Source organism: Algicella marina (assembly GCF_009931615.1).
GTDB classification, from domain to species: Bacteria; Pseudomonadota; Alphaproteobacteria; order Rhodobacterales; family Rhodobacteraceae; genus Algicella; species Algicella marina.
On the sequence record NZ_CP046620.1, the window covers coordinates 1,422,660 to 1,444,488 of the forward strand.

The following is a 21,829-nucleotide window of genomic DNA, read 5'->3' on the forward strand; positions in this document are numbered from 1 at the left end:
TTCACCCTTCGCGCACGCCCGCTGCCTTGGCGGCCGGCTTGGCCTCATCCTTCAAGGCCGTGTTGGCGAAATCCCAGGAACGGATCTCGGCGGCGGTTTTGCCGCGCGGGCCGCGCTTGCAGCGCACACAAACCGCCTCACCCGGCAAGAGATCGGACAATCCGAAATGTCGCAGCACCTCCATGTGCACGAAAACATCTTCGGGATCACCGAAAGCATTGACGAACCCGAAGCCCTTGACCTTGTCGAACCACTTCACCCGTGCGGGCTGCAGCGGAGCATCAACCTTTTCAATGACAAATGCGGATTCTTCCTTCGCGCCTTCGTTTTCTTCACCGGCAACGACTTCGATCTCGAGGATCTCCACCGCCTGCCGGCCGCGCTCGGTGCCCTGCACCTCCATCGTGATCCGGGCACCTTCTGCCACAGAACTCCGCCCGAAATTTCGGAGCACGTTTGCATGGAGCAAAACGTCGCCATCGTCGTCATCGACGATTACGAATCCGTAACCCTTGGTTGAGTCGAACCACTTAACGTGACCTTTCATCATCTACGATCTCGTCCTGCACAATTCCAAATCGGCATCTGCAAAATATGCCACAACGTTTTTACGGATTGAGTACTCAAAGCCCGTAAAACCCCATACGCGCCGTGCCATACCCGAAGCACGCACCCCCCCAATGGTGTTGTCTAACCTTCTACGAAAAGCGTTATCCTTACAACACGTATTCGACCAAACAGAATGCACCAGCGGCAGTTTTTCCAAAGAAATCCCGCTATCTACCTGCAAACATGGCAAAAACGCCATCTTTGCAACCGCTTTGGCTGCCGCCTAGGGGTTGAGGCGCTGAACCTTCCACGCTTGGCCCGGTGCCGTCCGAGACCAACGAAATCTATCATGCAGCCGGAATGCGCCATCGGCCCAGAACTCGATCTCCACGGGCCGCAGCCGAAACCCGCCCCAATGCGGCGGACGTGGCGGATTTTCGCCGAACCGTTCCCGCATGGCCTCCGCCCGTGCTTCGAGCTCCGCCCGGCTGCCCAACGGCCGCGACTGTTCGCTGGCCCACGCACCCAAGCGGCTGCCCAGCGAGCGCGAGGCGTAATAAGCGTCAGCCTGCGCCCCGTCTTCCCGCTCCACCGCCCCGCGGACCCTCACCTGACGCCGCAACGTTTTCCAGTGCAAAACAAAAGCAGCCTTGCCCGCGCCGAACAGTTCTTCTGCCTTCACGCTTTCATAATTGGTGTAGAAAACGAACGCGTCTGCCTCGATGTCTTTCAGCAACAGCATTCGCACGTTGGGCAGGCCGTCAGCGTCAACACTCGCCAGGGCCATGGCGTTGGCATCGTTGGGCTCAGTCTCCATGGCCGCATCCAGCCATTCTCCGACCAGTGCCACCGGATCGTTTCCGGCAAACGGCGGCTCGCGCAGTTCACTCATTGTTTCACCCTGTTTCGAAATCGGAGCCGACGCTCCCTTCGTCTTGATGCCTGCCCTGCTTTGGCATAGACCCACGTGACCACACAAGACGCCATGGCCGATCGGCCGAGCAAGAGGGCAGCATGTCACAGGGACTGATGAGCGGAAAGAAGGGCCTTATCATGGGGCTCGCAAACGATAAATCCATCGCCTGGGGCATTGCGCAGGCCTGCCACGCGCAGGGCGCGGAACTGGCCTTTACCTATCAGGGCGACGCACTGGGCAAACGCGTCTTCCCTCTGGCCGAACAACTTGGCTCGAAAATCGTGCTGCCTTGCGACGTGCAGGATGCCGGCTCCATGGATGCAGTGTTCGAAAATCTGAAAGAGCAGTGGGGCAAGCTCGATTTCCTCGTCCACGCCATCGGCTTTTCCGACAAGAATGAACTCCGCGGCCGCTACGTCGACACATCGCCCGCCAATTTCCAGCTGACGATGAACGTCTCCGTCTACTCATTCACCGCCGTCGCCCAGCGGGCGGAGAAGATGATGCCCGACGGGGGCGCCATGCTCACGCTCACCTACTTCGGCGCCGAGCGCGTGATGCCACACTACAACGTCATGGGTGTTGCCAAGGCGGGTCTGGAGGCCTCCGTGCGCTACATGGCGATGGATCTCGGCCCCAAGAACATCCGCGTCAACGCGCTGTCGGCCGGCCCGATCAAGACGCTTGCGGCTTCGGGCATTGGCGATTTCCGCTACATCATGAAGTGGAACGAACTGAACGCGCCCCTGCGCCGCAATGTTGATCAGGCAGAAGTCGGCAAATCTGCGATGTACCTTCTCTCCGATCTCTCCTCTGGCGTCACCGGTGAAGTGCACCACGTCGACAGTGGCTATCATGTCGTGGGCATGAAGGCCGAGGACGCGCCAGATATCGACGTGGCCACCGGCCGCAAACCCGTCTGACACCAACCGACATACCCGAGGCCCCCATGTCCGATCGTCTCCCCCACGAAAAAGGTTTCCATATTTCCTGGGACCAGATTCACCGCGACAGCAGGGCGCTGGCATGGCGTTTGGAAAACGAGGGCAAGGGCAGCGAGGCCGGCGAAGGCTGGCGCGCCGTGGTCGCCATCACCCGCGGCGGCATGGCGCCGGCGATGATCGTGGCGCGCGAGCTTGATATCCGTACGGTGGATACGATCAGTGTCAAATCTTACGACCACCAGAGCCAGTCCGAAGCGGTGGTACTCAAGGCCCCGGACGCAGAGATCATGGGTGATGGCACCGGCATCCTGATTATCGACGATCTGGTGGACAGCGGACGAACTCTCGAACTGGTACGCGCCCGCTACCCCAAGGCTCATTTCGCCACGGTTTATGCCAAGCCCAAGGGTCGCCCGATGGTCGATACCTTCATCACCGAAGTCAGCCAGGACACCTGGATATTCTTCCCGTGGGACATGGCGCTGCAATACGTCGAACCCTACCGCGGCACCTGAACCGAACGGCTTGCATCTGCCGTACCGACTCCGAGGGAATGGGTCCGGCGCCCCGCATTCGGCGTTGAAGCACGGACATCTAACCGGAAATCCGCAAATGCGAGAGCCACTCGGGATGTTCGCTCAACGCAAGAAGCATCATATCGCTTCGCCAAGCTCAAAGCTCCGTCACAGGCCCTTGGCGCAGTTGGCAAATTTCTGAGATTAGTGGATTCTTCCGATCAGGCAGAAACGGATTTGAACTCGGCACCTGGATGATACAACTCTCTGGGACTTGAACATTTCCAGGAGAAATTCGCTATGCCAGTGTTCAACAGGGAAACAGTCAAAGCCGATAGTGGTGACGGTGATGGAAACCCTTGTGGCCCTTATAGTGCACTCTTGTTCAGCGACAGCGGAGGCTTGACGCAGTTTGGTGCTTTTGAAGAAATCCTGCCACCGGGGTCATCTTCGTCGGTCAAACACTGGCATGCGGGTGAAGACGAGATGGTTTACGTCTTGCAGGGCGAAATTACTCTTCACGAAGGAGACAACAGCGTCGTTATGCGTCCGGGCGACGCCGCAACCTTTAGAGCTGGCGATCCCGTTGGTCATTGCTTCCAAAACCGCAGTGAGTCTGAGGCCCGGATCCTTGTGATCGGAACAAGGTCTTCGGGCGACGTGATAACCTATCCCGATCATGACCGCATTTTGCATTTCGATCGCGAAACAGAGAGCCGCCGCTGGACGGATCTTTCTGGCTCTCCTGCTGATAGCCCCTACAGAATTGATTGAAGGCTTTGAACGCGACAGCAGATTATATTCGACAGCAGCCATAAGGTGCCATTTCAGCGGTCCGCGCGGAGCGAAGCACTTGTAGAATTGGCCTCAGTTCCGACCTCCTCGGGAAGTCGTTCTAACCAATAACGCACAAGATAAGGGAAAAGTCCGGTCGGGGGCGCTGAGAGCAACCCCCTCCCGGTTCTCAATCCATTTCGATCAATTGGCGTTGAAACTTTGCGCCAGCATGATCCGGTCGCGGCCGATATCGTCCGCGAACTGTTCCCAGACAGGCTGGAAAGCCTCGCGCCACTCGCCCAGTTCCTCCGGCGTCAGCGAGATGATGTTCTTGGTTTCATCCCAGACATCCCGCGCCCGCTGCTCGTTGATCTCGTAGGCGAAGCGGTTGTATTCGTGCGTCGTCAGCTCGAACAGCAGCAGGAATTCGTTCCGCACATCTTCTGGCAGGGATTCCATGAACTCCTGATTGGTCACCACCAGATAGCCAAGATAGGCGTGGTTGGATTCAGTCACACCGTCCTGAACCGTGTAGAACTTCTTGGTATGGATGTTGGACCAGGTATTTTCCTGCCCCTGCACCTCGCCGCTGGCCAGCGCGTCATAGACCTTCGAGAAAGCCAGTCGCTTGGTTTCGGCACCAAGCGCACCGAACTGCGCTTCGATCACGTCCGAAGGCTGGATGCGGAAGGTCAGGCCTTCGGCATCTTTCGGCAGCCGCAGCGGCCGGGTTGCCGAAAGCTGTTTCATGCCGTTCATCCAGAATCCGAGGCCCTTCAGCCCCGACGGATCGAGCGCCCCGAGAAGTTCCTGCCCGGCAACCGAGTTCTGATAGTCAAGCACCGCAATCGCACCATCAAAAAGGAATGGCAGGTCGAAAATGCGGAACGCGCTGGTGTAGGGCTCGAACTTGGAAAGCGACGGCGCCAGAAGCTGCACCTCGTTGTCGAGCAGCGCCTGCATCTCGTCGGCATCGGTAAACAGTTCCGAATTGCCGTACACTTCCATGCACATCTTGCCGTCAAGCTTGCTGTTCACACGCTCCGCCAGTGCCAGCGCGGTTTCACCCTTGGGGTGGCCCTGCAGCGCTGTCACGACGCTCATCTTCGCAACGATTTCACCGGGATCACATTGCGCCATTGTCACGGTAGGCACGGCCATTGCCAAGGCCATGCCAGCCAGTATCGAAAGGGTCTTCATATCGTTTCGGTCCTTATCAAAGCCTGCGCCCCCAGGTAATCAGGCACCTACTACTTCACAAACTCCACCCTAGACCCTTTTTGTGGATCGTTTGTTATCTGACGATGATCTCCGGCCCCATGATCTGGGTAGGAAGGAACGTCGATATCCACGGCACGTACGTAACGATGATCAGGAATACGAACAAGATCAAAAGCCACGGCAGTGCCGCCCGCACGACACTCAGCATCGGCATTCCCGCCACGCCGGACGTGACGAACAAGTTCAGTCCGACCGGCGGCGTGATCATCCCGATCTCCATGTTCACCACCATGATGATGCCGAGGTGTATCGGGTCGATGCCAAGTTCGATGGCAATCGGAAAGATCAGCGGCGCGACGATCAGGATCAGGCCCGACGGTTCCATGAACTGGCCACCGATCAGCAGGATGACATTGACGATGACAAGGAACATTACCGGTCCCAGTCCGGCCTCCAGCATGGTTCCGGCAATCGCCTGCGGTATCTGCTCGTCCGTCAGCACGTGCTTCAGGATCAGCGCATTGGCGATGATGAACATCAGCGTGATCGTCAGCTTGCCCGCATCGTACAGCGTCTCGATGGTGTCGGCATGGAACCATGCCGTAACCAGCGCATAGGGCTTGCGGTGCAGCGGCAGCGGCGTGTGAGTCGGGTCATCCTCCTCCGCCTTCAACGGCCCCATATCGCGATAGACGAAAGATGCGACGAGGAAGGCATAGACAGCCGCAACAGCCGCAGCCTCGGTTGGCGTGAACACGCCCCCGTAGATCCCGCCCAGAATGATGACAATCAGGAACAGGCCCCACCCGGCCCTCGAACCGGTGTCGAGGATCTCGCCCCAACCCTTCCACTCCTCACGTGGCAGCTTGGCGATCACAGCGTAGGCGAAGATCGCAACCATCAGCATGCCGCCCGCCAGCAAACCGGGGATAACCCCTGCAAGGAACATCCGACCGACGGAGACATCCGTCGCCGCCGAGTAGACCACCATCACGATCGACGGCGGAATCAGGATGCCAAGCGTACCCGCGTTGCAGATAACCCCGGCCGCAAAGGCCTTGGTATAGCCAACGCGCTGCATCCCCGCGATCACGATGGAGCCCACGGCCACCACCGTCGCCGGCGAGGAGCCGGAGAGCGCCGCGAACAGCATACATGCGAACACGCCCGCAATCGCCAGCCCGCCCGGGAAATGCCCTACACAGGCGATGGAAAAGTCGATGATGCGCCGCGCCACACCGCCGGTGGACATGAACGCCGAGGCGAGGATGAAGAACGGAATCGCCAGCAATGTGGGATGCCCGAACATTGCCTGGAAAAGCGATTGGGCAATCGCCGCCAGTGACGTGTCGGACAGCACCAGATGAAAGAGAATCGATGCCAGCCCCAGCGCAACGGCAATAGGCACGCCGATCAGCAGAAACGCGATCACCATCAGGAACAACGCCGTCACCTTGATACCGGGGCTCGCCGCCAGCGATTCCGCACCGAAGAAGATGAACCAGAACACCAGCGCCAGCGTCGCCAGCGTGAAGACCAATGCCGTTTTCATGTCAGCGCTCCGCGTTCAGGGCCACGGCCGCAACATCGTCCTCGGCCTCATGGCTGACGATCAGGCGGTCTTCCCGGTTTTTCCAGATCCGTATCGCGGCCCGGATGAACGCGCCCAGCAGCAGGAAAGACCCGATCGGCAGCATAACGTAGCCCACGGCCCGCGGCAGCTTGTCATATTCCTCGCCGAACACCCCTTCCATCCAAAGCAGCCAGGAGGGCATGTCGATCTCGTCGAAAGTGTAGAAGGCCTGCCGGTTGCGGAACGTCATTTCGGACAGGCCGGTCGGAAACCAGTGTCCCGTCGTCGCCGGCAGGTTAACGAAGCTGGAAAAATAGTCCCAACTGCCCTTGGCCACCAGAAACGCATAGGCGATGCAAAGGAAGACAGACACCAGCCCCAGCAGCTTGCGTCCGGGCCGGTTGCACAGGTTCAGGATCACGTCGACACCGAGATGCGAACGTTTGCGAACCGCGTAGCCCATGCCGAACAGCACCAGCCACGAAAATAGGATCAAAGTCGTCTGGTAGCCCCAGTCGATGTTGTCAGGCCAGATGAAGCCCAGCTTCGCTTCCAGCCAGTTCACGGGCGCCCAGTCGAATGTCTTGCGAAAGAAGACGTTGATGCAGGTTATCAGCGTCATGATCCCGAGCATTGCGGCAATCGCCGTGCGCTCGAAAGCGTTGCTCGTTCGGGCCCACCAGCCCTCATGCTCTTCGTCATGTGACGACATAGCGGTGCCCTCCCTTTTTTGTTCAGCGCCCGCCCCGTCTCAGGACGGAGCGGGCGACCTTTTTGTTATTGGATCAGTAGCTTGCGTTCAGTTCCTGTGCCGCGGCAATGTTTTCCTCGCCCACGTCACCCTCGAACTGTTCCCAGACCGGCAGCATGGCGTCCACCCACTCCTGGCGCTGTTCCGGCGTCAGTTCGACAATCGTCGAACCAGCGTCGAGGATCGCCTGACGGGCCTCCATGTCGACCTGGCCGACAGCCGCGTTACGCTCTGTCGTCACCTCGTCCATGATGGTCGTGAGCTGGTCGCGGACATCCGCATCAAGCCCTTCCCACCATTCCACGCCAACAACGACCATGTAGTCGAGCACGCCGTGGTTCGTCTCGGTGATACCGTCCTGAACCTCGAAGAACTTCTGGCCGTAGATGTTGGACCACGTGTTCTCCTGCCCGTCCACAACGCCCGTCTGAAGCGCGCCGTAAACTTCGGAAAAGGCCATCGGCTGCGGGGAAACGCCGATCGCTTCCATCTGTGCCTTCAGCACGTCGGACGGCTGCACGCGGAACTTCAGGCCCTGCGCGTCAGAAGGCGAGATCAACGGTTTGTTGGCAGACATCTGTTTCATGCCATTGTGCCAGAAGCCAAGGCCCAGCAGACCACGGCGCGCCATGGATTCCTTCATCGCCTGGCCAGTCTCGGAAGCCTGGAACGCATCTACGGCGTCAATGTTCTTGAACATGAACGGCAGATCGAAAATGCGGAACACCTTCGTGAAGGCTTCGAACTTGGAAAGACTCGGCGCCGCCATCTGGACGTCACCGTTCAGCATCGCTTCGAGAACCTGGTCATCGTTGTAGAGTGTGGAGTTCGGGTAGACCTCGACACAGGCCTTGCCGTTCATCTCTTCGTTGACACGGCTCTGGAACAGCGACGCCGCGATCCCCTTGGGGTGCTTGTCAGTGTTGGTCACGTGACTGAACTTGATGACGACCTCGCCCTCTTCGCAGGAGGCAAAAGCCGAAGTGCCGCCGAGTGCCAGAAGCGCAGCGGTCGCTGTTGTAATCAGAAATTTCATGGAAGACCTCCCAGTCTTGCTCAGGTTTCTTCTTCGGTGCGGTCCGGGAGAATGCATTTCCATGCACTCAACTCACACAACCCGGAAACACTGTGGCGAAAGGTACAGCGCCGAAGACACGCATCCAGTACTTTCGCCACTTTACACAAAGCCTCCGCATTTTTATTGCAAATCAATGGCTTGTCTGGCTGATTGCAACTATTGGCGCGGCTCCGAAGGTGGATTATGTGCGGGAATCCGCACAAAGGCAACCGAACGCCCTCGCGAATCAATCGCTGCGAAAGTCTGCGGGGTCGATGCCATGGCGCTTGAGCTTGTCATAGGCGGTCTTCCGCGGCAGACCCAGCGCATCAGCCGCCGCCGCCACCCGGCCGCCGTGATCGGCAAGCGCACCTTCGATCAGTAGCTTTTCAACGTAATCCATCTGCGCCGCCAGCCCCGCACCGGCCCGCTCGCCGCGCGCTTCGGAAACGGCAAGTTGCTCCGCCCTGCGCCGGCGCTCTTCCAGCACGGCCGCCCGCTTCGCCCATGCCCGGTCGATCGCTTCCAGCAGGCGTTTCGGCGGGCAAGGCTTTTCGAGGAAGTCATGCGCGCCCGCATTCATCGCCCGAACAGTCATAGGAATATCGCCCTCGCCCGTCAGCATGATCACCGGCAGTTCCGGGTCAATCTTCGCCGCCCGCTCCAGCAGCGCGAATCCATCCTTGCCCGGCATCCGGATGTCCGTCACCACTACCCCTGCGAAGCCCGGCGTCAGGTGATCCGTGGCCTCTATAAAAGCCCGGCACAACGTCACATCGTGTCCCGCAAGTTCCAAGCTCTGGCCGATGGCGGCCCGCACGTCGGCATCGTCATCGACGAACATCACCCGGCAGGTCATTCTGCGGCCACCTCGCCTGCACCGCCTGCAGCAAGCTCCACGGTGAACACCGCACCGCGCTCGCCGTTGCGGCCACTGATCTTGCCCCCGAAGCTCTGCACGATCCCGTAGGAAATCGACAGGCCGAGCCCAAGGCCCTTACCGACAGGTTTCGTCGTATAAAATGGGTCAAAAACGTCACCGGACGCCGTCAGGCCCGGTCCGCAATCCGCCACTTCCAGCAGCACGCGCCTGCCCTCGTGCCGGATCGCAATGCGTATTCGCCGCTCATTCTGGCCTTCCATGGCATCCATCGCGTTCGACAGCAGATTCAGCACCACCTGCCCCAGCCGCACCCGTCCGCCCTGGACCATCACCTGGCCATGCGGCACGAATTTGACCTGCGTTTCCGTCGCCCGCAGCCGGTTGTCCGCCAGAGACAGCGCATCCTGAACCGTGGCGACAAGATCGACCTCGTCCATCGCCTCGCCCTCCTTCCTGGCAAAGGCCCGAAGGTTGCGAATGATCCGACCCATCCGCCCTGCGATCTGGCCGATCCGGCCCAATGTCTCCTTCGCCTCGGATTCCCGCCCGCGATCCAGTAGCACCTCGGCATTGTCGGCCAGCGACTGGATTGCCATCAGCGGCTGATTCAATTCGTGGCTGATCCCCGCCGACATTTCTCCCAGGGCTTTGAGCTTGCCCGCCTGCACCAGTTCGGCCTGCACCTCCTTCAGCGCCGCCTCCGCCGCCAGCCGTTCGGCGATCTCGCCGCGCAACGAAGTGTTCACTTCCGAAAGTTCCGCCGTCCGACGGGCCACTTCGCCTTCCAGCCGCGCGTTCGCCGCGGCCTCGACGTCCAGCCTGTCGGTCAGCGCCTGCCGCCGCAACATCATCACCGCCGCGATCAACCCGCCGATTCCGGCGATGGCCGCGCCGAGCAGGCCCCATTCCATCCCCTGCCGCCGCGCCGGGGCGGTGTCGATCAGCACATGCGCGGAAAAGCCCGGCTCGCCGGTCGGCCCCATCAACCAGATGGCCCGCTCCGGCAACCCTTCTAGCCCGCCGCCGTCCCTCAGCGTCAGCCCCGCTTCCTGCCGTTCTCGCCCCTCCGGCAAGGGCGCAAGGCTTCGCTCTGCGTATTGCCGCGGGTCACTCAAATCCGGCATCCCGCCCAGCAGCCGCAACACCAGCGCCGGTCGGTTCGCCAGGAACACAACCCCGTTGCTGTCGGAGAAGAACACTACCTCCCGCTCCTCCTGCCACCCCTTCTCCAGCACCTCGACATTGACCTTCACCACCACCACATGGCCGGAGCCCGCCAACGCCGAGAAATAGAATCCCCGCTGGTCCGACTGCGTGCCGACAGCATGGTAGAACCCGCTTCCCTCCGACACAGCATTCTGGAAATACGGTCTCCAGAAATAGTTCTGGCCCATGAAACTTCGCGGCAGGTTGTAGTTCGACGCAGCCACCACGGTCGCCGTCTCGTCCAGCACATAGATGTCCAGGGCCCCGGTCTTGTCGACCATATCCGCCAGAAACGCATTCGCCCCCGGCCCCTCCGCCACGATCGGATGCGCCGCCAGCACCCGCGGCAGGTCGCGATACCGGTCCAGCACGCCGCCCAGCCTGTCCGAAGCCAGCGCCAGATCCGCACGCCCGCCCTCGGCCAGCCGCAGCAACGGCTCCCGCGTGCCCAGCCGCCAGCCGGCCGTGCCCAGCACAGCCATCGCCACTGCCACCATCACCGCCAGTCGCCAGATCCGCATGGGCTCCCACAAGCCCCGCGCCGCCCCCCTTGTCAAGCACGCGCCGCCGCCGCACTGTCCCTTCGATCATTGAGAGGACACCGGATGAAGCTCCACCCAGCCACCCGCGCCGCCCAGGCACTGCACCACATCGACAACAAAACCGGCGGCGTCTCCCCGGCGCTGGAGCTGTCCTCCACCTTCGCCCGCGACGGCGATTACCAGCCGCGCCAATCCTACATTTACGGCCGTGACGGCGGATCCACCGTCAAGCTGCTCGAAGCCCTCGTCGCCGATTTGGATGAGGCCCCCGCCGCCCTCGCCTTCTCCTCCGGCATGGCCGCCATCACCACGCTGTTCGAGATCCTGAAGGCCGGCGATCACCTCCTGCTCTCCCGCGTCATGTATCACGGCACGCTGAATTGGGCCCGCCACCTCGCCGAGAACCGCGGCGTCACCCTCGACCTCTTCGATCCCGCCCGCCCGGAGACCCTGGCCGAGGCCCTCACGCCCCAGACCCGCCTCGTCTGGCTCGAGACACCCGTGAACCCGACATGGGACGTGCTGGACATCGCCACCGCGGCCGCCGCCTGCCGCAATGTCGGCGCACGGCTGGCGGTGGACAGCACCGCCGCGCCCCCCTGCACCACCCAGCCCCTGACCCTCGGCGCCGATATCGTCTTTCACTCCGCCACCAAATACATGGGCGGCCACTCGGATCTTGTCGCCGGCACCCTCGCCTTCCGCGAGCCGGCACTGGCCGAGCGCCTTACCGGCCTCCGCTCCCTCCGCGGCACCATCATCGCCCCGTTTGACGCATGGCTCCTGATCCGGGGCCTGCGCACCCTGTTCCTCCGTTTTGAGCGCGCCAGCACCAACGCCCTCACCATCGCGAAACACTTCGATGGCCACCCGAAGGTCGCCAAGGTCCTCTACCCCGGCCTCCCCGCCCATCCCGGACATGAAGTTGCCAAGGCCCAGATGACCGGCGGCTTCGGCGGCATGCTCAGTCTCTTGATGGACAGCGAGGAGACCGCCGCGAGAGTTGTCCGCACCACCCGCCTCTGGCTCCCTGCCACCAGCCTCGGCGGCGTCGAGTCCCTCATCGAACACCGCAAACCCATCGAGGGCCCGCAAAGCGAGGTCGCCCCGGAATTGCTGAGGCTTTCAACGGGGATTGAGGATGTAGGTGATCTGATGGAGGATCTGGCTCAGGCGATTGGTTGAGAGATTTGGATTCGATTATGGAATGGGATTTCAGCAGGGAGGGCGAAAGGGAACGGCTTGAGGAGTGGCTAACAGATCGGGACTGGGAGATAGGAACCACCCTCGCCGCCCGCTCCGCTTTACGCGTTCTTCCCAACCTCAACGGCTTATGGCGCGCCGGCCTTGGCGAGAAACAGCCAAGCGACATTCTCTTGCCGATCTTTCGTGCTACGCTCACAAGCGCCGTTGCGAGCATATGGCCAACGGCGCTTGTGAATGACGCTGAACTTCGCTTGGCCGCCCTCGCCGCCGCCCTCTCCACCGACTCCGCCCTCTCCGCCCTCTCCGCCGCCCTCTCCGCCCGCGACTCCGCCCTCGCCGCCACCCTCTCCGCCCGCTCCGCCGCCCTCTCCGCCGACTCCACCCTCTCCGCCCGCTCCGCCGCCCTCTCCACCGACTCCGCCCTCTCCGCCCTCTCCGCCGCCCTCTCTGCCCTCTCCGCCGACTCCACCCTCTCTGCCCTCTCCGCCGCCCTCTCCGCCGACTCCGCCGCTGGCGACGCAGCATTCAAACCTGCTGAGGTTATGAACAGACCACTCTGGCCAGACGGCGAGAACCACGCCGAACTTGCAGAGAACTGGCAAAGGCTCCGCAAAAACCTCACTTCAGGCGACGAGAACTGGTCCTTCTGGATCGACTGGTACGAGCGCCACCTGCACGGCAAACCTCCTCAAGACTGGCCACTCCTTGGGAAGATCGCCCTGATCCCGGAAGAGGATTGGGAGAAAGGTGCGGGGCATGTGAACTTGATCATCGCGAGGCTCAGCAGCCCTTCTCGTGTCAAAACCCTCGCCAACAGTTTGCCCAATGCCGAAACGATCCAAAGAAATCCCGACACAGGACTATTTGAAGCCATTCCGGCGGAAATTGAGCAAAAAACGAGGTTTCGGAATGCCATAAACAAGGTTCGTGAAAGCCTTGATGATCTCGATGACTATCGCACGATCAACGAACCTCTGCCGCTGGATTTCTACACCAAGAAGCTTCGCAAGAAGATGGATCGTTATGCTGGGGAGGCACTCCCACTACACGATGCCTTCGAGGCAGCTTACCACGGCCTTTGTCAAACCTGTCCATCTTCCGAAACGCCATTCGGGCAAGCCGTTGCGGAACTGATTAACGATCTCCAAACAGGATTCAAGGACTTGCGCGACGACCCAGAGGTCGACAAAACCGTGCGAAGCAGAGTCCGTAGGAAGCCGCACCTTTCGTCCGTCGAGGCGGCTGACTCTCTTGCACCAGTGATTGAGAGCGTGGCTCAGGATAGTGATGCAAAGCTAAAGGAAACCTTAGGCGCCAACTTCGAACTTATCCGCCAACCATTAAGCGCAGAAGAAATCTCAGACGAACGTGTCTCCGAGGAACGCGCAAACGCGCTCTACGACACGATAAGCAAATCCGCCAAAGTTCAGGACATCAGACATCGCGAAGAAACATCCCGATATCAAACGATCGTTGATGCCGCAGATGATGCGCGAAAATTAGGTCAAGGAGGAGACGTCCTGGCTAAGACATCGAACGCAATCTTGGACTTTGTGTCGACCTATTGGCCATTAGGATGATCCCCACCTTCCACCAATCCCCCCGCGACCCGGCCTTCGTCCAGAACCCCTACCCCACCTATGCCCGGATGCGTAGCCTCGCCCCTCTCTTCCACTGGGCGGATTACGGCATGCCCGCCACCGCCGCTTTCGACCTCATGGAAACCATTCTGAAGGATCGTCGCTTCGGCCGCGAGGTGCCCGAGGCGGAGCGTCGCGCACGGCCGCCGCATCTCGCCCCGTTCTACCGCATTGACGACAACTCCATGCTGGAGCGGGAGCCGCCTGCGCACACCCGCCTCCGCGGTCTCGTCCTGCGCGCCTTCACATCCCGCCGCATCGCCGGGCTGGCCCCGGAAATCCGCACTCTCGCCCATCACCTGATCGACAGGTTCGAAGGTCCGCACATCGACCTGCTGCCGACCTATGCCGAGCAACTGCCCGTCATCGTCATCGCCCGCCTGCTCGGCGTGCCGGAGACTTCGGCACCCGATCTGCTCAACTGGTCCCACGCCATGGTCGCCATGTACCAGTCCCGCCGCGACGCGCAGGTGGAGCGTGAGGCCCTGTCGGCAACCGCCGAGTTTTCCGCCTTCCTCGCCGATCACATCGCCGCCCGCCGCCGCGCCCCTCGCGACGATCTGATCTCGCATCTCATCGCCGCCCGCGACGCCGGCGACAGTCTCACCGAGGAGGAACTGGTTGCCACCTGCATCCTGTTGCTCAACGCCGGTCACGAGGCCACCGTCCACACCATCGGCAACGGTGCCCACTTTCTGCTGCGCACCGGCCGCCGCCCCGAAGACCCGGTTGCGATGACGGAAGAGGTGCTGGCCGCCGACCCGCCGCTTCATGTCTTCCAGCGCATCGCGATGGAGACGGTGGAGATCGCCGGCCACCGCTTCGAACCGGGCGACCGCGTTGCCCTCGTTCTCGGCGCATCAGGCGGCCACGCGGGCGAATTCCTGAGCGATCCTGTCGCAATACCGAAACCATACCAAACCCATACCGAATCCATACACCTGGCATTCGGGCTCGGTCGCCATTTCTGCCTCGGTGCGCCGCTGGCCCGGATGGAGGTCGCGATTGCCCTTCCGGTCCTGTTCGAACGCCACCCGAACCTCGCTCTGGCGAGCCACCCAACCTATGCCGACCGCTACCATTTTCGCGCGCTAAAAGATCTGAGGGTAGCTCTCTAAGCTCTTGAGGTAAAATCTTTTTTATTGGGAAGCCCGAGGCAGCGCTTCCTCCGCAAGCCGGGCGTAAAGCGAAGCCCCATAAGGCGACGCCTCGTCGTTGAAATCATATTCCGGATGGTGCAGCCCGGCGGTGTCGCCCTGGCCAAGAAACAGATAGGCGCCCGGAACCGCTTGTAACATATAGGAAAAATCCTCCGCCCCCATCTGAGGAGGCCGGGCCGTATCGACATTCCCCTCACCCACCAACCGCTCCGCCACCGCCGCCGCAAAGGCCGCCTCGGCCGGGTCATTGTCCGTCACCGGATAGCCGAACCGATAATCCACCTCCGCCTCCCCGCCGTGGGCGGCGGCGATACCTTCGGCCAATTCCTTGATCTTCTTAGATATTTCCTGCCGGGTCGACTCTTTCAATGTCCGCACCGTACCGGAAAGCGTCGCCTCTTCGGCAATGACATTGTGCGCAGTGCCGCCAATGAACTTGGTTATGGAAACCACCGCAGTATCCAGTGGCCCGACATTGCGCGACACGATGCTCTGCATTGCCTGCCCGACGCTCATGCCGATGACAATCGGATCAACCGACTTCTCCGGATAGGCAGCATGGGCTCCGAACCCTTTGATCTTTATATCGAATTGGTCAGCAGCCGCCATAGTCGGCCCCGGCGTCACCTCGATCCTGCCCACGTCCAGTCCGGGCCAGTTGTGCATCCCAAAAACCCGAGTGATGCCGAACCGTTGCATCAAACCGTCCTCGACCATCTCCCTGCCACCGCCGCCGCCTTCTTCCGCTGGCTGGAAGATCAGTGCAACCGTTCCAGAAAAGTTCCTTGTTTCAGCAAGATAGCGCGCCGCGCCCAACAGCATCGTCGTGTGGCCATCATGGCCGCACGCGTGCATCCGTCCATCGTGCTTGGATTTCCATGGCAAATCCCGCACTTCCTGAATCGGCAAGGCATCCATGTCGGCCCGCAGCCCGACGACCGGCCCATCACCCTGCCCGCGGATCAGCCCGACAACACCTGTACGACCCAATCCGGTCACAACCTCATCGACACCGAATTCCCCAAGCTTCTCAACAACAAAAGCTGACGTTTCATGTGTCTCGAACAGGATTTCAGGATTGGCATGAAGATGCCGGCGCCACGCCTTCATGTCATCGGAAAACTCGGCGATACGGTTGATTACGGGCATGGGCTTCACTCCTGTCTTACCCGCTTACAACACAGCATGGCTACACTCACTGCAATATCAAATTGCAACGCGAACCGCCGACGCTATGGTCACGGGCATGAACAGCGAGAATTCCGATAGACTTGTCCACTCACCCGGCGGCGGCTTGCCACGCCTTTTGGAGATAATGCGACGACTGCGCGATCCTGAAACGGGCTGCCCATGGGATGTGGAGCAGACCTACGCGAGCATTGCACCATATACCATCGAAGAAGCGTACGAAGTCGCCGATGCCATAGAACGCGGCGACATGTCGGAACTGCGCGATGAACTCGGCGACCTCTTGCTCCAGGTTGTCTACTACGCACAAATGGCCGACGAGGAGAGCAGGTTCGATTTCCATGATATTGCCGAAGGAATTGCCGAGAAGATGCTCAACCGTCATCCTCATGTTTTCGGCGACGAGGGTAACGGCAAGTCATCGGAACAGCAGACCCGTGATTGGGAGAGGATCAAGGCGGCGGAGCGGCTTGAGAAGAACGTGAAAGGAACACTGGCCGGAGTCGCTATTGGCCTGCCGGCCCTGACCCGCGCCGTCAAACTGCAAAAACGCGCAGCAAGGGTCGGCTTCGACTGGCCAACGACAGACCAAGTGCTGGACAAAATCACCGAGGAATGCCGCGAGGTTGTCGAGGCTCGGGAAGCTCTTGGACCGGATGAACTCGAGGAAGAAATCGGCGATCTTCTCTTCGTGATGGCCAATTTTGCACGTCATTTGCGCGTAGACCCAGAGAAGGCTCTTCGGCGCGCAAATGCCAAGTTCACAGGCCGCTTCGAAGCGATAGAGAAGAAATTGGCGCACTACGGCAGAAAGCCCGCACAATCCAGCCTTGAGGAAATGGATGCGCTCTGGAACATCATCAAGGCAGAGGAAAAGGCGGCTCAAAGGTAGCTGGCGACCCATCTGCTGCAGATGAACGCAGGGGCTGGCAAGGCGCTTCCAAACTCAGGCCGACAGGGTTAATACTCGCATCCAAGGCCCCGAACTCACAAGCCGAGGAATACCCATGAGCGCCATCATCGACATCACCGCCCGCGAAATACTCGACAGCCGCGGCAACCCGACAGTGGAGGTGGATGTTCTTCTCGACGACGGAAGCTTCGGGCGCGCGGCCGTGCCATCCGGCGCCTCAACCGGTGCCCATGAAGCCGTGGAACTGCGAGACGGTGACAAGTCCCGCTATCTCGGCAAAGGTGTGACCAAGGCTGTGGAGGCTGCCAATAGCGAGATTGCCGATGCTATTATAGGGATGGATGCGACGGAACAGGTGGCCGTCGATGCCGCGATGATCGCTCTCGACGGCACTCACAACAAGGCGCGACTGGGCGCGAATGCGATACTTGGTGTCAGCCTCGCCGTTGCCCGTGCCGCGGCGGACAGCCTTTCGATGCCTCTTTATCGCTATATCGGCGGCACATCCGCCCGGGTGCTGCCCGTGCCAATGATGAACATCATCAATGGTGGCGAGCACGCCGACAACCCGATCGACATTCAGGAATTCATGATCATGCCGGTCGCCGCGACTTCCATCGCCGAGGCTGTCCGCATGGGCTCCGAAATCTTCCATACATTGAAGAAAGAGCTCTCAGCCGCAGGCCACAACACCGGTATCGGCGACGAAGGAGGGTTCGCGCCCAATCTTAGCTCCACCACAGAAGCACTTGATTTCATAATGCAATCCATCACCAAGGCCGGTTACAAGCCAGGTGATGAGGTCTATCTAGCCCTCGATTGCGCGGCTACCGAGTATTACCGAGACGGCACCTATGACATGAAAGGTGAAGGCAAGAAGCTTTCGTCTCAGGAGAACGCGGACTATCTGGCAAATCTGGTTGCAAACTACCCGATCATATCCATCGAAGACGGAATGTCTGAGGACGATTGGGACGGATGGAAAATTCTTACCGATCTGATTGGTGAAAAATGCCAACTCGTCGGCGACGATCTCTTCGTCACAAATTCCAAGCGGCTTGCCGATGGTATCGCCAAAGGCTCAGCAAATTCGATGCTGGTAAAGGTCAACCAGATCGGCTCTCTGACGGAAACCCTCGAGGCCGTCGATATGGCTCACCGGGCCCGGTTCACCTGCGTTATGTCACACCGTTCCGGTGAGACGGAAGATGCAACGATCGCTGACCTTTCCGTGGCGACGAATTGTGGTCAGATCAAGACCGGGTCGCTCTCCCGCTCCGACCGTCTGGCAAAATACAACCAGTTGATCCGCATCGAGGAAGAACTGGGAGATTCCGCAATCTTCGCCGGACGGTCGATCCTTAAGGGCTGATCGGTGCCGCTCACTGCTGACGAGATCATCTCTGGATCTGATGTTCAGCACGCCCCGAAGGAGTTGGTTTCGACAAACATGGATTGCGGTTTCGGAAGACGGCGGACGCCCCTCTGAAACCGCGATCTACTTTCTAATTGGCGGGCGAGTGATCCCGCTGACAAGCTGCAGAGCCTGTTGCCGTGGCGAGTGCCCCAGACTACACGCTCGTCGGCTGCACCCCTTCTTCTGTCCTTCAATTGCCGGGGTGTCAAATGGCCGTGCCGGGTTGGCAACCGGATACAGTGATTAAAGGTGCTGTTGCCCGCCCACGGTTCCGCGTATCATCAAGATTGAGGCTATGCGGTTGACCAACTGTGCGGAGTTGTACAGGCTTACCGCAGGCAGACGAGGTAGCATGAACGCACTCAATTCAATTCGTTCCATTGTCTTTGCCGGATTGATTGCGATGGCAAGCGTCATCGCCGCGGGCCCGGCCATGGCAACCGACTCCCAAGACGGGCTCGTGGACATACCGCCCGAAGAATGGTTCGACATGGTGCGCGGAAGAACGGTCGTGTATCGCATTGGCTTGTCCGTCTGGGCTTTCGAGACTTACCCCAACACCGGCAATTACGTCACCATCCGGCTAGCGGACGGCGAGTGCATGGAGGGTCGTTGGGAGCATATCAACGATACATTCTGCTTCGCTTGGGAGAACCGGGAATATTCCTGTTTTCGCCACGCTCGCAACGGCGACAAAATCCTTATTATTCCCACGGTCGATGGTGAACCATCCGGAACCGTACAAACCGTGAGCGCCATTACCGATGCTCCTGTGCCCTGCGGACCAGAGTTGACGAGCTGAGGATGAACCAGCCGCCAGGGATGGAGCGTTCGTCTGCCGAACAGGGTGCGCTGGAAGCTGCTTTCGATGCGATGCCTGATGGCTATCAACCTCGCACCCACCTGTGGATGAACGACCGACCAGCCTACATCAACCGGCTGATCCACGAGGGTTCGCCCTACTTGCTGCAGCACGCACACAACCCTGTTGACTGGTGGCCGTGGGGAGAAGCGGCCATGCAGGAGGCCCAGGCAAAGGACAAGCCGATCTTCTTGTCTGCCGGTTATGCGACTTGCCACTGGTGTCACGTCATGGAGGAAGAAAGCTTCGACAATCCGCAGGTGGCCGCGGCGTTGAACCGCGACTTCATCCCTGTGAAACTGGACAGGGAGCAACGACCAGACATTGATCAGGTCTATATTCTCGCGACGACTCTACAACATCGGCATGCCGGTTGGCCGAACTCGGTCTGGCTCTTTCCCGACGGTCGCCCCTTTCATACGGGTACCTACTTTCAGCGCCCCCGTTTTCTCCAGCTTCTTGAGGCCATTTCTCAGGCTTGGCAGGGTGACGGTAGAGCAGAACTCGACAAGTTCGCAACTAATCTGGCTGATGGAATTCAACGGCTCAGTGCCAGAGCTGAACCACCCAAGGAACTGAGTTTGGCACCGGAAGCCGCCAATCTGCACCTGTCAGACATGTTCAATGAACAGAACGGCGGCTTTGGCAATGCAACTCAGTTCCCGCACGAAGGGTACCTCCTTTTCCTGATGGATCACTGGCGGCGAAGCGGCGATGACCATGCACTGGATATGGCGCTTAAATCGCTCGACGAGATGCAGGCCGGCGGGTTGCATGATCAAGTCGGCGGCGGATTTCACCGTTACACGGTGGACGTAAACTGGCGTACACCTCATTTCGAAAAGATGCTCTACAATCAGGCGCTGATGTTGCAGTGTCTGACCGAAGCTTGGCACATCACCGGGGAAAAGACCTACGCCCGCAGTGCCGAACGCCTGGTTGCCTACCTGCTGAGAGACATGGTGGACACTGACGGTGCCTTCTTCACCGCAGAGGATGCCGACAGCCTGGACGAGGCAGGTAAACTCGAGGAAGGCGCATTCTATTGTTGGACACCCGAAGGTGTCAGATCCGTTCTAGGTAACGAAGCCGATTTCGCCATATCTACTCTAGGCATTGATGCGCCGCCAACACTCGAGGCTGGAGCCGTTCCGCACCTGCAGCCCGGCATGCCCACAGATTTCGACCGGCTGGACCCATTGCTGGAGCGCCTGCGTGCTGCCCGGGAAACACGACCGCGACCGTTAAGGGATGACAAGATCATCGCCGGATGGAACGGCCTGATGATCCGCGCTCTTGCCGATGCCGCGAATGTCTTTGGCCGCGACGATTGGCTCGACACTGCTGGCAGAGCTATGGAAGCGGTTTTGCATCGCCTCTTCGATGGACGGACACTGGCACGTCTTCATGCACGAGGGCTTGCGCGTGAAGATGGGAACCTTTCCGACTACGCATGGCTGACGCAAGGTGCGCTAGCTTTGGTACTGGCGGGGCGTGACAGTTTTCTCTCCACTGCGCAACAACTGGCCGAGATTGCAACCGAAAGGTTTTCAGTCGGAGGCGGCCGCCTTGCGCTGACCGCCAGTGGGCCTCTGGGCCCGGTTTTCGAGAGCGAGGATGGAGCGACACCGTCTGCAGAGAGTTCCATGCTGGATGCATTGGCAATGCTCGATACAATTGTGCCCTCACCGGAACGCCGCGCACGGGGGCAAGCTCTGCGAAGCAGTCTTTCCGGTAGTATCGCAGCAATGCCCATCGTGCGTTTGGCGGGCTTGCAGGCGTCTCGCAACCTTGATGACGGCTACACCTCTCCAGTCCGGCACGTGGCTGACGGAAAGGCACGTGTCGCCCTGGTTCGGCAGGAAGCTTGTCTGAGATTCAGGATCGAATGCCAGCCCGGCTGGCATCTGGGCGGCCCACATCTTGCCGGCGATCCTCCGATCGTCATAACGGGTTCAACCAGCGACATCCCCGAGCTGTCCGAACCGGTACAGGCGTTGACAGTGCCGCTCCCCGCTCCGCAACAACAAATCAGCCTGTCTCTGCGGATCTGTTCTGACAGCGTCTGTACTGCTCCGGAGATCATTCACTTTCGGATCGAGACATGAAGCGCCGCTATCTTACAATGATCCTCGTTCTTCCCGGCCACGCCCTGGCAGAAAAACAGCTGTCGCCGGGCGAGTTTGAAGAGCTTGTCAGCGGCAAGACCCTCTACTTCGAACAGAATGGCAGCCCTTACGGCGCGGAGAGATATCGCTACGGCAGACAGAGCACGTGGCAATACACCGATGGCTCATGCGTCGAGGGTCAGTGGTATGCGATCGAGGATACCATCTGCTTCATTTACGAAAACTCGCCATTCTCGCCACAGTGCTGGATTTTCACCAATCGTGATGGTGACTATTTCGCCCGTACGGTGGGGACGCAGGAAGGCGCCGCCAGCGAACTCATCGTATCGCGCGAAGACAATGAACCTCTTGATTGCCCCGGGCCCGACCTCGGAGTCTGA

20 protein-coding genes are annotated in these 21,829 nt (G+C 60.1%); 11 read left to right on the forward strand and 9 right to left on the reverse strand.

The features are described from left to right. Position 1 precedes the first annotated feature (1 nt). Together GO499_RS07070 and pdxH are read right to left on the reverse strand one after the other, a co-directional pair. A complete protein-coding gene (locus tag GO499_RS07070; protein WP_284154918.1) occupies positions 2-550 on the reverse strand; it encodes a cold-shock protein in 549 nt (182 codons plus the stop codon). A 282-nt stretch (positions 551-832) separates the two neighbouring features. Continuing rightward, positions 833-1,441, reverse strand: coding sequence for a pyridoxamine 5'-phosphate oxidase (gene pdxH / locus GO499_RS07075; RefSeq protein WP_161861541.1), 609 nt, complete (start codon positions 1,439-1,441; stop codon positions 833-835). A 122-nt stretch (positions 1,442-1,563) separates the two neighbouring features. Between pdxH and fabI the strand changes: the two genes are divergently transcribed. The 3 genes from fabI (at position 1,564) to GO499_RS07090 (ending at position 3,698) form a co-directional block, all read left to right on the forward strand. Then, entirely contained in the window at positions 1,564-2,388 is an 825-nt protein-coding gene (gene fabI, locus GO499_RS07080; protein WP_161861542.1) for an enoyl-ACP reductase FabI, read from the forward strand. Positions 2,389-2,414: 26 nt separating this feature from the next. Further along, positions 2,415-2,924, forward strand: a complete 510-nt coding sequence (gene gpt / locus GO499_RS07085) for a xanthine phosphoribosyltransferase (RefSeq protein WP_161861543.1) — start codon at positions 2,415-2,417, stop codon at positions 2,922-2,924. Between the two features lie 300 nt (positions 2,925-3,224). Further along, complete coding sequence (locus tag GO499_RS07090) at positions 3,225-3,698, forward strand: cupin domain-containing protein (RefSeq protein WP_161861544.1); 474 nt, start codon at positions 3,225-3,227, stop codon at positions 3,696-3,698. A gap of 204 nt (positions 3,699-3,902) precedes the next feature. On the opposite strand, the gene GO499_RS07095 is transcribed toward GO499_RS07090, so the two are convergent. The 6 genes from GO499_RS07095 to GO499_RS07120 all read right to left on the reverse strand — a co-directional run bounded on the left by GO499_RS07095 (position 3,903) and on the right by GO499_RS07120 (position 10,913). Next, a complete protein-coding gene (locus GO499_RS07095; protein ID WP_161861545.1) occupies positions 3,903-4,901 on the reverse strand; it encodes a DctP family TRAP transporter solute-binding subunit in 999 nt (332 codons plus the stop codon). 94 nt (positions 4,902-4,995) lie between these two features. Beyond that, positions 4,996-6,381 carry a TRAP transporter large permease gene (locus GO499_RS07100; protein WP_161863865.1) on the reverse strand — a complete coding sequence of 462 codons (1,386 nt, stop codon included), beginning with the start codon at positions 6,379-6,381 and terminating at the stop codon, positions 4,996-4,998. A 94-nt stretch (positions 6,382-6,475) separates the two neighbouring features. Next, positions 6,476-7,207: a TRAP transporter small permease gene (locus tag GO499_RS07105; protein WP_161861546.1), complete on the reverse strand. Its 732-nt coding sequence runs from the start codon at positions 7,205-7,207 to the stop codon at positions 6,476-6,478. 73 nt (positions 7,208-7,280) lie between these two features. Next, positions 7,281-8,282: a TRAP transporter substrate-binding protein gene (locus tag GO499_RS07110; protein WP_161861547.1), complete on the reverse strand. Its 1,002-nt coding sequence runs from the start codon at positions 8,280-8,282 to the stop codon at positions 7,281-7,283. A gap of 268 nt (positions 8,283-8,550) precedes the next feature. Beyond that, entirely contained in the window at positions 8,551-9,162 is a 612-nt protein-coding gene (locus tag GO499_RS19840; RefSeq protein ID WP_161861548.1) for a response regulator, read from the reverse strand. Beyond that, the gene (locus tag GO499_RS07120; RefSeq protein WP_161861549.1) at positions 9,159-10,913 is read right to left on the reverse strand and encodes a sensor histidine kinase; all 1,755 of its coding nucleotides are present in this window, start codon (positions 10,911-10,913) and stop codon (positions 9,159-9,161) included. Before GO499_RS07120 ends, GO499_RS19840 begins: the two co-directional genes overlap by 4 nt. An 84-nt stretch (positions 10,914-10,997) precedes the next feature. Here GO499_RS07120 and GO499_RS07125 point away from each other — a divergent pair, with 84 nt between their 5' ends. From GO499_RS07125 to GO499_RS07135, 3 genes are read left to right on the forward strand one after another with little or no spacing between them, the layout of a single operon-like run. Further along, complete coding sequence (locus tag GO499_RS07125) at positions 10,998-12,119, forward strand: trans-sulfuration enzyme family protein (protein ID WP_161861550.1); 1,122 nt, start codon at positions 10,998-11,000, stop codon at positions 12,117-12,119. Positions 12,120-12,136: 17 nt separating this feature from the next. After that, on the forward strand, positions 12,137-13,720 hold the full coding sequence (locus tag GO499_RS07130) for a hypothetical protein (protein WP_161861551.1): 1,584 nt from the start codon (positions 12,137-12,139) through the stop codon (positions 13,718-13,720). Beyond that, positions 13,717-14,898 (forward strand): cytochrome P450, encoded by a 1,182-nt coding sequence (locus GO499_RS07135; RefSeq protein ID WP_161861552.1) that lies wholly within the window; start codon positions 13,717-13,719, stop codon positions 14,896-14,898. Before GO499_RS07130 ends, GO499_RS07135 begins: the two co-directional genes overlap by 4 nt. Positions 14,899-14,919: 21 nt before the next feature. Here the strand turns inward: GO499_RS07135 and GO499_RS07140 are convergent, their stop codons facing one another. Continuing rightward, positions 14,920-16,089, reverse strand: a complete 1,170-nt coding sequence (locus GO499_RS07140) for a M20 aminoacylase family protein (protein WP_161861553.1) — start codon at positions 16,087-16,089, stop codon at positions 14,920-14,922. Positions 16,090-16,186: 97 nt separating this feature from the next. Between GO499_RS07140 and mazG the strand changes: the two genes are divergently transcribed. From mazG to GO499_RS07165, 5 genes are all read left to right on the forward strand, one after another. Continuing rightward, positions 16,187-17,020: a nucleoside triphosphate pyrophosphohydrolase gene (gene mazG / locus GO499_RS07145; RefSeq protein WP_161861554.1), complete on the forward strand. Its 834-nt coding sequence runs from the start codon at positions 16,187-16,189 to the stop codon at positions 17,018-17,020. 115 nt (positions 17,021-17,135) lie between these two features. After that, on the forward strand, positions 17,136-18,413 hold the full coding sequence (eno, locus tag GO499_RS07150; protein ID WP_161861555.1) for a phosphopyruvate hydratase: 1,278 nt from the start codon (positions 17,136-17,138) through the stop codon (positions 18,411-18,413). A gap of 397 nt (positions 18,414-18,810) precedes the next feature. Further along, positions 18,811-19,260: a hypothetical protein gene (locus GO499_RS07155; RefSeq protein ID WP_161861556.1), complete on the forward strand. Its 450-nt coding sequence runs from the start codon at positions 18,811-18,813 to the stop codon at positions 19,258-19,260. A 2-nt stretch (positions 19,261-19,262) separates the two neighbouring features. Further along, positions 19,263-21,428 carry a thioredoxin domain-containing protein gene (locus tag GO499_RS07160; protein ID WP_161861557.1) on the forward strand — a complete coding sequence of 722 codons (2,166 nt, stop codon included), beginning with the start codon at positions 19,263-19,265 and terminating at the stop codon, positions 21,426-21,428. Further along, positions 21,425-21,829 (forward strand): hypothetical protein, encoded by a 405-nt coding sequence (locus tag GO499_RS07165; protein ID WP_161861558.1) that lies wholly within the window; start codon positions 21,425-21,427, stop codon positions 21,827-21,829. The genes GO499_RS07160 and GO499_RS07165 overlap by 4 nt, the downstream gene beginning before the upstream one ends.